At 37.5% G+C, this 13,318-nt stretch carries 13 protein-coding genes; 1 reads left to right on the top strand and 12 read right to left on the bottom strand.

Going from position 1 to position 13,318, the window contains the following annotated elements; translation table 11 throughout:
• The first annotated feature begins 5 nt into the window (after positions 1 to 5).
• Complete coding sequence (locus MHH66_RS23330) at positions 6 to 1,121, top strand: aminopeptidase (protein ID WP_078184646.1); 1,116 nt, start codon at positions 6 to 8, stop codon at positions 1,119 to 1,121.
• A 39-nt stretch (positions 1,122 to 1,160) separates the two neighbouring features.
• Here MHH66_RS23330 and MHH66_RS23335 read toward each other — a convergent pair whose 3' ends face one another.
• The 12 genes from MHH66_RS23335 to MHH66_RS23390 all read right to left on the bottom strand — a co-directional run bounded on the left by MHH66_RS23335 (position 1,161) and on the right by MHH66_RS23390 (position 13,226).
• Entirely contained in the window at positions 1,161 to 1,607 is a 447-nt protein-coding gene (locus MHH66_RS23335; protein ID WP_078184647.1) for a hypothetical protein, read from the bottom strand.
• Between the two features lie 18 nt (positions 1,608 to 1,625).
• Positions 1,626 to 1,808, bottom strand: a complete 183-nt coding sequence (locus tag MHH66_RS23340; RefSeq protein WP_078184648.1) for a hypothetical protein — start codon at positions 1,806 to 1,808, stop codon at positions 1,626 to 1,628.
• On the bottom strand, positions 1,805 to 2,209 hold the full coding sequence (locus tag MHH66_RS23345) for a PH domain-containing protein (RefSeq protein ID WP_078184649.1): 405 nt from the start codon (positions 2,207 to 2,209) through the stop codon (positions 1,805 to 1,807). Before MHH66_RS23345 ends, MHH66_RS23340 begins: the two co-directional genes overlap by 4 nt.
• Positions 2,210 to 2,285: 76 nt before the next feature.
• Positions 2,286 to 2,777, bottom strand: coding sequence for a GNAT family N-acetyltransferase (locus MHH66_RS23350; protein ID WP_078184650.1), 492 nt, complete (start codon positions 2,775 to 2,777; stop codon positions 2,286 to 2,288).
• Positions 2,774 to 3,322 (bottom strand): GNAT family N-acetyltransferase, encoded by a 549-nt coding sequence (locus tag MHH66_RS23355; protein ID WP_078184651.1) that lies wholly within the window; start codon positions 3,320 to 3,322, stop codon positions 2,774 to 2,776. Before MHH66_RS23355 ends, MHH66_RS23350 begins: the two co-directional genes overlap by 4 nt.
• A 64-nt stretch (positions 3,323 to 3,386) precedes the next feature.
• Positions 3,387 to 4,283 carry a DMT family transporter gene (locus MHH66_RS23360; protein WP_078184652.1) on the bottom strand — a complete coding sequence of 299 codons (897 nt, stop codon included), beginning with the start codon at positions 4,281 to 4,283 and terminating at the stop codon, positions 3,387 to 3,389.
• Positions 4,273 to 4,686, bottom strand: a complete 414-nt coding sequence (locus MHH66_RS23365) for a MerR family transcriptional regulator (RefSeq protein WP_002015599.1) — start codon at positions 4,684 to 4,686, stop codon at positions 4,273 to 4,275. The genes MHH66_RS23360 and MHH66_RS23365 overlap by 11 nt, the downstream gene beginning before the upstream one ends.
• A 121-nt stretch (positions 4,687 to 4,807) precedes the next feature.
• Complete coding sequence (murC, locus tag MHH66_RS23370; protein ID WP_002015598.1) at positions 4,808 to 6,118, bottom strand: UDP-N-acetylmuramate--L-alanine ligase; 1,311 nt, start codon at positions 6,116 to 6,118, stop codon at positions 4,808 to 4,810.
• Between the two features lie 251 nt (positions 6,119 to 6,369).
• On the bottom strand, positions 6,370 to 7,488 hold the full coding sequence (locus MHH66_RS23375; RefSeq protein ID WP_002015597.1) for a nicotinate phosphoribosyltransferase: 1,119 nt from the start codon (positions 7,486 to 7,488) through the stop codon (positions 6,370 to 6,372).
• A 61-nt stretch (positions 7,489 to 7,549) separates the two neighbouring features.
• Positions 7,550 to 11,728, bottom strand: coding sequence for a DNA translocase FtsK (locus MHH66_RS23380; protein ID WP_078184653.1), 4,179 nt, complete (start codon positions 11,726 to 11,728; stop codon positions 7,550 to 7,552).
• A 156-nt stretch (positions 11,729 to 11,884) separates the two neighbouring features.
• The gene (locus MHH66_RS23385; RefSeq protein WP_078184654.1) at positions 11,885 to 12,841 is read right to left on the bottom strand and encodes an N-acetylmuramoyl-L-alanine amidase; all 957 of its coding nucleotides are present in this window, start codon (positions 12,839 to 12,841) and stop codon (positions 11,885 to 11,887) included.
• 40 nt (positions 12,842 to 12,881) lie between these two features.
• Positions 12,882 to 13,226 (bottom strand): thiamine transporter, encoded by a 345-nt coding sequence (locus tag MHH66_RS23390; protein WP_078184655.1) that lies wholly within the window; start codon positions 13,224 to 13,226, stop codon positions 12,882 to 12,884.
• Positions 13,227 to 13,318 lie beyond the last annotated feature (92 nt).

The following is a 13,318-nucleotide window of genomic DNA, read 5'->3' on the forward strand; positions in this document are numbered from 1 at the left end:
TACATATGAAAGATCCACGCATTGAAAAGTTAGCATACAATTTAATTAACTACTCTATTCGTTTACAAAAAGGCGAAAAAGTATTAATTGAAAACTTTGGCTTACAAAAAGAACTTGTAACTGCACTTGTAAAAGAAGCATATGCAGCTGGTGGTTTCCCATTCGTTTCTTTAAAAGATCATCAAGTAGATCGCTCTTTATTAATGGGTGCTACTGAAGAACATTTCGAACAAATCGCTGCATATGAAGCTAGTGTAATGAAAGATATGGATGCTTACATTGGCCTTCGCTCTGGTGATAACATTAACGAACAAGCTGACGTTCCAAGTGAACGTATGAAAGTTCACGGCCAAACAGTTGGCAAAAAAGTTCATAGAGACATCCGTGTTCCGAAAACACGCTGGGTTGTTCTTCGCTACCCAAATGCTTCTATGGCGCAGCTTGCTAAAATGAGCACAGAAGCTTTCGAAGACTTCTACTTCGAAGTTTGTAACTTAGACTACGGTAAAATGGATACGGCGATGGATAGCCTTGTTACATTAATGAATAAAACAGATAAGGTTCGCTTAACTGGCCCTGGAACTGACTTAACATTCTCTATTAAAGACATTCCAGCTATTAAATGCTCGGGTCATTTAAACATTCCAGATGGTGAAGTATACTCTGCACCAGTTCGCGATTCTGTTAACGGTACAGTTTCTTACAACACACCATCTCCTTACAACGGTTATACATTTGAAAATGTACAACTTAAATTTGAGAATGGCCAAATCGTTGACGCAACTGCAAACGATTCAGAGCGCATTAACAAAATCTTCGATACGGACGAAGGCGCACGCTACGTTGGTGAGTTCGCAATCGGCGTAAACCCATACATCTTACATCCAATGGGTGACATTCTATTCGATGAAAAAATCGATGGCAGCTTCCACTTCACACCTGGACAAGCTTATGATGATGCATGGAACGGCAACAACTCTAACATTCACTGGGATTTAGTATGCATTCAGCGCCCTGAATACGGCGGCGGTGAAATTTACTTCGACGACGTATTAATCCGTAAAGACGGACGCTTCGTTGTAACTGAACTAGAAGCTTTAAATCCTGAGAACTTAAAATAATATGAAAAGCGCTCGGATAGAATCCCGAGCGCTTTTTTATTAATACTCTAATAATTTTTTAGCCACATCTTCTGGTACTTTAAAACTATTTTTATTTTTTATTTTATTAATTTTCAATTCAACCTCAACATAAGGGACATCTTTATATACTGTCATAGTACCAATTTCATATAACTCTTTTTTATCTTTACTCGAATCCAATAATTCCGGTGTATCCTCTTGATACATTTTAAACGTTTTCCCTTGCGGAGTATCCATAGGAGCCGATTCCATTTCCCACTCATCCATTTTGATTGATTCAAACAACTTTGTGATTTCTTTCTTATCAGTAATTGTTTTTTTATCACTCGAATCAATAAGGGATTCTATTTCAATTTTTTGTGCCTTTTCTAAACTAACATCAGACTTCTCTTTCTTCGCACTACATCCTATTAAAAGAATCGATGTCGTTAATAAAAATAAACAGAGCGCACATATTTTTTTCATTCCAAATCCCTCCCTACACTATATAGAACTACTTTCCTCACTTTTTGTTTGCTGAAAATGAAAATAAAATAAAAACGTCACTGCGATAGTACCTATTAATATTGGAACATATAAGGGCAGATCCCATTTCATATATACTCTAGTGCAACCAACAAGCACAAACAAAATTTCCAAACAAAATAAAGGTTTTACATATTTCATTTCTTACCTACCATTGCTATTTTCACATTTGGGTTCTCTTTCTCGATAAGCGCGAAAAATCCATTCATATCTTGCGGCATCGCAACCATATGTACTTTGTATGCATTCGTCGTAATTTCAAGAGATTTTCCCACTTGACGAATGATTCTTATCTCTTTCAATACGATATCGTCATTTAAAATGCCGTACTTTAATACACCATTTTCTACTTTATGCTTTTTAATAAATACTTCCCAAACGAGTGGTACATTTACAAGGAAACATAAACCCATTCCAATTAACGCTGACATCCACTGCTCTTTATTTGTGAAAAGCATGACAATTGGATACACAAACATAAAAGCTAACGTGAGACTAACGAAAATTACCGCTGATTTACTTCTTTGAATTGGAAAATCCATACACGCACCCCCTAACTAAATTATACCATTTTTTCCATTTTAGTTCATAAAAAAAGGCCATTTATGAATGACCTTTTTAAACTGTATACCTATAAAATTTCTTATCTACCTCTAGCACTGGAAAACTTTTTGGTAACTCTTCTATACTCACGCTTTGAAAACCATTCTTTTCGTAGAAACGGTGTGCTGCTAGAAATTTAACTGTTGTTCCTAAATAAATGTCTTCCAAGTTCTTTTCTTTCGCCCAAGAAATTGCCGTTTGAAGTAGCGTATGTGATGCACCCCATTCTTTTCCACGGAACTCTTTCTTCACGAACATTTTTCTTAGCGCTACTTGATGCTTTCCAATATCTAATAAAGCTACCGTTCCAACTACTTTCCCATCATAAGTTGCTACCCAAAAATTTCCGTTGTCCCTTTGATAGAACGTTTCTATTTCAAGTAAGTCAGGCTGCTCTTCTTTCGTAATTGGGACATTGTACTCTTTTTGCTGAATATGAACGATAAGATCCACTACTTCCTCTTGAAACATACTTTCATACGGAATAATACAAATCTTCTTGTTCATCGAATCTTCTTCCATTCTGAAGCTAATAAACTATAAACAGCAATATCCTGAAAATGATCGTATAACCATTCGTCATCTCTTAAAATACCATCTAATTTAAAACCTAAACGTTCTGGAATCGCACGGCTTTTCGCATTTTCAACACCGCAACGAATTTCAATTTTATTCAGCTTTAAATTATCAAATGCATAATGAAGCACAGCCTTCACACTTCGCATCATAATACCTTTCCCACCAGCATCTTCTGCAAGATAATATCCAAGACTCGTAGCTTTCTTACCCCAGCTCACCGGATGAATCCCCACCATCCCAACGAGCTTTCCTTTATAACGTATGCCAGCTTCAAACCCATCGCCCTCTGCAAATTTCTTTAACCACATCGGAAAAATCTCATTATACGCATCAGCTGATTTCGTTCCATCTACCCAAGGGAGCCATCTTCTTAAATGGTTACGGTTTTGATCTAATAATTCATATAATTCCTCTTTATGATGTTTTTCTAATAGTTGTAGTTCGATTTCGTCATCTACTCGGAGTGTGAACATGTTTTTTAGCCCCTTTTTATTTTTCTTATTATTCTAACACTTACAGATACAAAATGTTAAATATTCACACTTTTTTCGGTTTTATTTGTATAAAACCAGAAGAATATACTACTCCCGTAACAACTAATATCATTCCTACAGATTGTGCGGGTGTTATATTTACTCCTTCAATAAAAGAAATAATCATTGTAACAACAGGCACTAAATTAAAAAATAAAGATGTCCTTGCTGCCCCAATTTGAGCAATTCCATTATTCCACCATAAGTAACCGAGCACACTCATTCCAATTGCCATAAAGAGAATCGCTCCCCAAGCTAACAAAGGAATTTCCAAAACTGGTACTATACTTTTTTGAGTGACAGATATCACAATAAAGGCAAGAGCACCAATCGTCATCGTATATGTCGTAGTTTGTATTGGGCTACCAGTTTTAATAAACCTTCTGCCTAGTACACCGTATAACGCCCAGCAAATATTCCCTAATAAAATATAAAAATCCCCTTTTGAAAATGATAAGCTTTGTAGTATTGTAAACGAACCTTGTGTAAGTACAAAAACAACACCAAGTAATGCAAGTAACATTCCAATACCTTGGCGCTTTATAATTTTTTCTCGTAAAATAACTCTTGCTAACAGCGTCGTAACGAGCGGATTCGTCGCCATAATAAGTGCACCATTAATAGCTTCTGTATGTTTCATACCTAAAAAGAAAAAGAAGTTAAAACCAAATATACCAACAATACCTAGCAAAAGGTAATAAGCCCTATTCTGCCTCCATACCTCCACCTCAAAATCTTTTCGTATTTTTAACAGACATAACATCACAAATGCAGCAATCACAAAACGCCATGCCGCTATATGAATCGCTTCGAAATATTGCACCGCATATTTCGAAGCATTAAATGTTCCGCCAGTGAAAATCGCAAACCCTAGTAACTGAGCGTATACTTTATTCTTCATTGTTGGCCTCCGAGTTTTTCTCTTCTAGAAAACCATAATAAATTTCTAACTTCTCCTCTGTTAACAAAACTACTTTTTGCAATTGCTCCTGCTGTTCCCTTAAACGATCTAAGTGTGTTGTTAAAATTGAAATCCTCTTTTTTATTTTCGCAGGTACTTCCTCTTCCCGCTGTCTAATCTCCTCTATAATACATCCGTCACTTGCAAACTCAGCCATCTCTTCTAAAGACATTCCAGTTTGCTTTAATGAATATAAAAATTTTAACAGGCGCACATCACCTTCTGTATACTGACGAATACCACTATTTCGCGTTGGTGGTGGCAATAAACCTAGTTTCTCATAATAGCGCAAAGTATGAATACCCATCCCTGTTAGCTCTGCTACTTCACCGATTTTATACATGTTTTCTCCCCCTTGTTTTTACATATTCATCTTACAACCTAGAGCTAACTCTAGGTCAATACATAAATAAAAATCGGACACAACAAAAAAAGACGCACAGCCAAGCTATGCGTCTTTTCTATTACTTCTCTGCAACTTGAACTTCTTTTACGTAAGCTGCTTCGAATTTTTGGATGTCTCCTGCGCCCATGAAAATAAGAACGCCGTTTTTATGTTTCTTTAACACATCCGTTGTTGTATCTGTAATTAGTTCTGCGCCATCGATACGTTTTTGCAGATCTTCAATTGTTAATTCACCTTTGTTTTCACGTGCTGATCCGAAAATATCACATAAGTATACTTGGTCAGCTTTACTTAAGCTTTCCGCGAACTCATCTAAAAATTTCTCTGTACGTGAGAATGTATGTGGTTGGAATACAGCGACAACTTCACGCTCTGGATGTTTTTGACGTGCTGCTTCAATCGTTGCATTAATTTCTGTCGGATGGTGTGCATAGTCATCAATGATAACTTGTTCTCCCATTGGCTTTTCATTAAAGCGACGTTTTACGCCTTCAAAAGTTGTTAGCTGATGCTTAACTGCTTCTACATCAACGTTTTCATAATGGCAAAGCGCGATTACTGCTAATGCATTTAATACGCTGTGATCGCCGTATCCTGTAATTTTGAACGTGTCATAATACGTATTACGAACGAATACATCGAATATAGTACCATCAGTTCTCTTTTGAATGTTACGTGCTTGGAAATCATTATCTTCTCCAAATCCATAGAAAATAACAGGTACTTTCGCTTGAACTTTTTGAAGTTCTTCATCATCACCACATGCAATAATACCTTTTTTCACTTGCAATGCCATCTCTTGGAATGCATTAAATACATCATTGATGTCTGCAAAGTAATCTGGGTGATCGAAATCGATATTTGTCATGATTGCATAGTCTGGATAGTAAGACAAGAAATGACGACGATACTCACAAGCTTCAAATACAAAATACTTACTATTTTCTACCCCATGCCCCGTTCCATCTCCAATAAGGTATGATGTTGGGTGTGCACCTTGCATTACATGGGCTAACAAACCAGTTGTTGATGTTTTTCCATGTGCACCAGTTACAGCAACACTTGTGTACTGATTCATAAGATCACCTAAGAAGTGATGGTAACGATGTACTGGGATATTTAATTCTTTTGCTGCTACGATTTCTTCATGCGTATCAGGAAATGCATTTCCTGCGATAATCACTTGTCCTTCTTTAATATTATTCTTATCAAAAGGAAGGATGGAAATACCACGCTTTTCCAATGCTGTTTGTGTAAAGAAACGCTTTTCATAATCAGACCCTTGAACAGTATGCTTCATGTCATGAAGAATTTGTGCTAATGAACTCATTCCTGTTCCTTTAATTCCTACAAAATGGTAAACTGTCATCTTAAAGAACCTCCAACATTTCGAACTAATACAACGGCCTATCTATAAGACAGTATATGAATCTTTTCTTATTTTGGTAATCATCATACATTTCTGATGCAGTGAATTTCTTTTTATATTCACTTATCAGTGATAAACTCGTACGTACTTCTTTTATGTCCATAACACATTTATTATAGCAAAAAACAAGCCGCTATACTATGATAACAGAAAAACTGATAGGGTCAATCACCTATCAGTTTTTCTCGCTTTTACATATCTTCTTTTGTTTCTAATTGAACACGCTCTAGACGTGAATTTGGACGGTATTTACGACCCGCTTTTGCTTCTGGTTTTCCATTTAATTCTACGTTATCACCAGTAAAACCAATATTCATTTTTAATAAGCTACTTCCTACTCCGTATATATCGACAGGAACATTTTGAGCTTCAAATTCACGAATACGCTTCTCATCAAACCCACCAGTTACAACGATATCTACATGTTGGAACCCTTCCTCATCAAGAGCCTTACGAAGTGCAAATACAAGTGATGGATTTACACCACGTGGATCGAATGTTCCAAGTACTTCTGGGTGACGAATGAAGTATTGATCAATCATTGTGCGAGACGTATCGACACGTACACCTTTTAATGTTGATCCAAATTCACGCGCTACGCGAAGTGCATCTGTGATGACATCATTGTTATAATCAATTAGTACGACTAATTCATCTTCTGGGAATTTTTTATGATATGCCTTTGCAGCTTCAACAACATCACCATTAAACATTTGAATTAAAGCGTGAGGCATCGTCCCCATACCACTTCTGCCCCACCATTCATTCATTGCATGCGTCGCTTGCGCGCTCATACCTCCGATGTATGCCGCATAGCCGTCACCAGCTTGTTGCGTATAATGATCGTCACGATCTCCCATGAAAATAACCGGTTTTTCTTTATCTACACTACGTGCAGCTTGGACAACGTTATATACGTTTGTCGCAACTGATGTACGACGAGCTAAAATCCCATCAATTACACCTTCTAAAAAGCCGAAGTATTCATAAGGACCATGAATTGTTAAAACTGTTTCAAACGGACTAATATTATCGCCATCCTTTAAAGAATGAATTTCTAATTCCTCAGGATTTTTGGCAAATGTTTGTAGCAATGCGATTACCTCATCTGCTCCGCAAAGAACTGCATGTTCTTTTTGAAAAAACTGCATTGTTACAACGCTTTTCGGGCGAAATTCTTCAATGATTTCTCTAGTTTTTAAAAAGTAAACGGCAGAGAACCAGCCTTCTCCAACACGTTCATCAAATTTAAATGTTTTATTTGTTAGTCGATTTATTTCACCTTTTAATTTTAATTCAATTTCTTTCATGTCGCTTTACTCCCTACTTTACTATCCAACATTTTCTATTAGTATACAGCAAAACCGTTTCCTATACATTTGTTTCCTGCATAGCAGCGAATTCATCCTCAGAAATAAGGACATCTCTCGGTTTCGTTCCTCTTCCTTCAGAAATAATCCCTTGCGACTCCATCTCTTCAATTAGACGTGCCGCGCGATTATAACCTATGCGGAATTTTCTCTGTACAGAAGATGTGGACGCTCCCCCTTGCTCTACAACAAATTGACATGCATCAAAAAATAGTTCATCTTCAGACTCACTCTGCTCTGATTTTGCTAATAAATCCTCTTGCTTAAATAAGTAGTTTGGCTTCATTTGCTTTTTCACATGATCAACTGTTCTTTCAATCTCATCATCTGATACGTATACACCTTGTACACGAACTGGTTTAGATGTGCCGTTTCCTAAAAATAGCATATCACCACGACCAAGTAACTTCTCCGCGCCCCCAATATCGATAATCGTACGCGAATCAACTTGAGATGATACTGTAAACGCAATACGCGTTGGAATGTTTGATTTAATTAAACCTGTAATAACGTCTACAGATGGACGCTGCGTCGCAACTAATAAGTGAATACCACAAGCACGCGCTTTTTGTGCAATACGACAAATCGCTTCCTCAACATCACCAGGAGCAACCATCATTAAGTCCGCTAACTCATCAATGACAATTACAATATACGGTAATGTCTCACCTGGGATTTCTCTACCACTTACAATCGTATTGTAACGAGTTAAATCACGAGCACCAGCATGAGCAAACAATTCATAACGACGTTCCATCTCTTCAACCGCCCACTTTAAAGCAGCTGTAGCTGCTTTTACGTCAGTAATAACAGGTGCTACAAGATGTGGAACAGAATTGTATGGTGCAAGCTCAACCATCTTCGGATCAATTAGTATCAACTTCACTTCATGCGGCTTCGCTTTATATAAAATGCTCGTTAAAATCGCGTTAATGCACACACTTTTCCCTGAACCAGTTGCACCCGCAATAAGTCCATGTGGCATTTTTCGAATATCCGTTACAATTGGATCACCGGAAATATCAAGCCCCAGCGCAACTGTAAGCGGTGATTCACTCTTTGTAAATACAGGACTTCTTAAAATTTCACGCAGGAATACTGGCTTACTTTCCTTGTTTGGAACTTCAATTCCAATTGCACTCTTCCCTGGAATTGGCGCTTCAATTCGAATATCTTTCGCAGCTAAACTTAACTTAATATCATCACTTAAATTTGTAATTTTATTTACTTTCACACCTGGGTCTGGTTGTACTTCAAAACGAGTTACCGCCGGCCCTTGTGACACATTAATAACATGTGCTCCAACATGGAAATTATTAAATGTCGTATTTAATAATTCTTCCTGTTCTTCTAGCCACTCCGTATTATCTAATGCTGCCTGCTGTGGAATTGACAACAACGTTAATGGCGGAAGTTCATACTTCGGTGGCGCTTGTAGTACGTTGCGCATATCGTTCTCTTTTTGATTTACAACATATGCTTTCTCTTGTACTTCCGTACTTGAAATTGGCTCTTGTACTTGTCCAGCCACCACTACTTGTTGCATCGGTTTTTCTTCCACTTGCGGCATCGGTTTTTCTTCCACTTGGGCTTCTACTACCACTTGCTGCACTGGACTTTCTTCCACTTGCGGGTCTACTACCACTTGCTGCACTGGTTTTTCTTCCACTTGCGGGTCTACTACCATTTGCTGCATTGGCTTTTCTTCTGCTTGTGGTTCTACTACCACTTGCTGCATTGGCTTTTCTTCCACTCGTTCACTGACAGTTGATTGCATTACGTTCGTTCTTGCCGCATGTCTTTCCATTAATTTCTTTCTATCCTGCTTTAACATGACAACATTAAATGGGACATGACGTTTTTTCTCACGTTTCGGTTCTTCTATTTGTAAAGCAGGCTGTTCTTCAGCAACTTGCTTCTTTTCTTCCGCTTCTTCAACTAAAACGTTCGCAAAGTTTTGAACATCTTTCTTTGTTTGCTCATCCGTTTCTGAAACTGGTACGCATACTTCACTTTCTTCCTTGAACGTAATTGTTTCTTGTTGAGAAATCACTGGTTGCTCTGCAACTGGTGTATTTTCCACTAAATCTGTATTCATCGTTTCTTCAATTACTGTTTCTTGAGAAGTTGGTTCTTCTTCCTTAGTACCCTCTAACTCCGCAACTTCTTCTGTCGCTTCCTCAGCTTCCTCTAATTCCACAACTTCTTCTGTCGCTTCCTCAGATTTCTCTAATTCTACAACTTCTTCTGCTGCTTCCTCAGCTTCCTCTAATTCTGCAACTTCTTCTGTCGCTTCCTTAGTTTCTTCTAATTCCACAACTTCTTCTGTCACTTCCTCAGATTTCTCTAATTCCACAACTTCTTCTGCTGCTTCCTTAGTTTCTTCTAATTCCACAACTTCTTCTGTCGCTTCCTTAGTTTCTTCTAATTCCACAACTTCTTCTGTCGCTTCCTCTAATTCCACAACTTCTTCTGTTGCTTCCTCAGCTTCCTCTAATTCTACAACTTCTTCTGCTGCTTCCTCAGCTTCCTCTAATTCTGCAATTTCTTCTATTGCTTCCTCAGTTTCTTCTAATTCCACAACTTCTTCTGTCGCTTCCTTAGTTTCTTCTAATTCCACAACTTCTTCTGTCACTTCCTCAGATTTCTCTAATTCCACAACTTCTTCTGCTGCTTCCTTAGTTTCTTCTAATTCCACAACTTCTTCTGTCGCTTCCTCAGATTTCTCTAATTCTACAACTTCTTCTGCTGCTTCCTTAGTTTCTTCTAATTCCACAACTTCTTCTGTCGCTTCCTCAGATTTCTCTAATTCTACAACTTCTTCTGCTGCTTCCTCAGCTTCCTCTAATTCTGCAACTTCTTCTATTGCTTCCTCAGTTTCTTCTAATTCCACAACTTCTTCTGTCGCTTCCTCAGGTTTCTCTAATTCCACAACTTCTTCTGTCGCTTCCTCAGATTTCTCTAATTCTACAACTTCTTCTGCTGCTTCCTCAGATTTCTCTAATTCCACAACTTCTTCTGCTGCTTCCTCAGCTTCCTCTAATTCTGCAACTTCTTCTATTGCTTCCTCAGTTTCTTCTAATTCCACAACTTCTTCTGCTTCCTTAGCTTCTTCAAAAGCATCTGGTATTTCTATAGTAATTGTTTCTTCAAGCTTTTCATCTGCTTTTACAATCACTACATCTTCTAATGTTTCTTCTTCGACTTGATTTGCTGCAACTTCAGCAACAGTTTCTTCTATTTCTGTATTACATTCATTTTCTTCTGTTAATATCGAATACACATGCTCTACTTTAGAATCTATTGACTCTTCTTGTAAAGTTTCTTCGTTATCTTCTGTAGATGATAACGCCACTACATCTTGCTCCTGCTTCAAGGCTTGTACAATTGTAGCCTCTTCTTCCACATGCTGTCCTACTGTTTTATGAAGCAAATCATCACTTAGGCTTTCTTCTAATGAAGGGGCTTGACGTTCAACTTCGTAACCGTTTTTCTCTAACCATGTATCCACAACCGATTTTTCTTCTACTTTATTACTTCGTTCGTTCACTCCGTTCTTAACAGATGAACTTCCTTGTAGAACTCCCGAAAAGTCGGATAATGTATATCCCTTTTTCTCTAACCATGCGTCAACAACAGCTTTTCCTTCAACAGATATTTCAAGATCTTCTCTTTCCTTTTCTTCCTCCTGCACAACCTTCGTTTCTACTGAAGGACGGTTATATCCATAAATCGGAGAAATCATTTCTGTTGGACGAAATGGTCTACGGTTACTTTCTTGCGACGGTACGAATGCTTTTTTTACGACAGGCTCTGGTTCCGGTTCATATTGCAATTCCGGTTCCTCATATGTAGGTGCTTCTGTTTCCACATACGGTCGTCTGCTTCTTTCCACTTTTATTCCTCTTTGAGTAGGCTGTTCTTCATATACTCCTCTTTGAATAGGTTGTTCTTCAAAGTTAGGCAGTTCTCTTACATCCTCCTCATCAAAGCCATTATCTGGTATTAATGGAAAACGACATTTCCCTGCATTCCGACTTGCCATTTGTGCTTCTCTTGCTTCAGTGTAGTGGTTTACACGAGGAATTTTCGGCTGACTTTCAATTTGTGCCGGTACTTCTTTATTCATCACTGTTTTTTCTTCCTCTTTGTTAAACAGCTTTTTCATCCAATCTAACATGTTTACCACTCTTTCTACTAAATAGTAACATCCTTTATTGTATCAGCATTCGGCAAAAAGTGCAGGTAAAATTAAGCATATTAGTTTTATCCATAATATTCTAATTCACGATTGTTTTTCATATAGAAAAACGAGGTCTTACATGTAAGACCTCGTTTAATCTTTACCCTTCCGATATTCATCCACACTATCCGTTACACTTTGCAATAAAGAATTTACATACTGTGGGTCAGATAATTTTTTGTCTTCTTCAGGGTTTGACATAAATCCAAGTTCTAATAGTACTCCTGGAACTTTTGACCAATTAAATCCAGAAAGGTCATCCCGAAATTTAATTCCATTTACTTTCACTTGATGATTCTCTCTCATTTTATTTACTATCGTTTGAGAGATTTGAAAACTTTCAGCATAAATCTCTTTCGTATACGGACTTCCTTCTGCCGGTGTCAATACAGCAAATCCACTTTGATTTGGATTTTCAGAACCATCTGCGTGAAGGCGCAAAAATAAATTCGCTTTATGATCATTCGCGAATGTTGCTCGTTCCTTATTACTTATATCAACCTCATGTGACGTTCTCGTCATCAATACTTGTATACCTTTTGCTTCCAGTTTTTCTTTCAATATAAAGGCCATCTCTAATACAAGAACTGATTCCCTCTTTTTCGTTACAACTCCCGCTGTTCCGTCTGTTACTTTATATTTTTGCGTAGTTGCTCCTGGACCAATTGCCTCTAAATTTAAATTCGCTTTTTGTTGATGCCCTGGATCAATAACGACGAGAAACTTTTCTTGTTTTTCATTACTCTCTACTTTTTGTTCATTATTTTGCAGCGGTTGCTCAGTTGGCTGCAGCGGCGTAGTTTCCTCTTTCTTTTCCTCGGTCGGCACTTCCTCCTGCTTATGTTCCACTTTCTCATTCGTTTGAATTGCTTGCGCCTGTTCTTTCTTTTCTTGTTCTTCTTGCTGCTTTTCTACCGGTGCGTCTTCCTTATTATCTTTGTTTTTTTCTTGTATAGAAGATGTTGTTTCTTTTTTCGGCTCTTCTTGCGAACAACCTCCCATATATATTCCAATGACTGCAATAGCGCTCATTATTTTTATATACTTCATTTTTCTCTCCTATCACTTTGCACCGGGCTCAAAGTATTTCTTATAATTGTTTTATAATTTCATCCATATTTCCAATATGAACGGGTTGCCACGTTTCTGTACCACGCTCTGCGGTATAGACTAGATAAGCATCATCAGCTACATTTACGAAAACAGGATCCCCCATATCCGTTTCATATCCGATAACAATCCATTCCTCTTTCCATTTTCCACTTTCTTCACTTATTAATAAATTTTTATGTTTATCATATCGATAACCGATTTGTCCTTTTTCTAATTCATTTTCGCTAAACACATATATTTCATAGGAACCTAGTTCGATATCTTGCTGTTTTGAAGTTTCAATTCGTTTCAGAAGTTCTGCAATTTTTGGTTGTTGCTTCATACGTCTACCCCCTTCTTTTTTCTAAATTTTACCTAATCCGTTTTTGAAATACAATATAGATTTTGAGAGGAAACGTTACAATCCTAGGAATT

The sequence above is a fragment of the Bacillus sp. FSL H8-0492 genome (genome assembly GCF_038006145.1).
Taxonomy (GTDB): domain Bacteria; phylum Bacillota; class Bacilli; order Bacillales; family Bacillaceae_G; genus Bacillus_A; species Bacillus_A mycoides.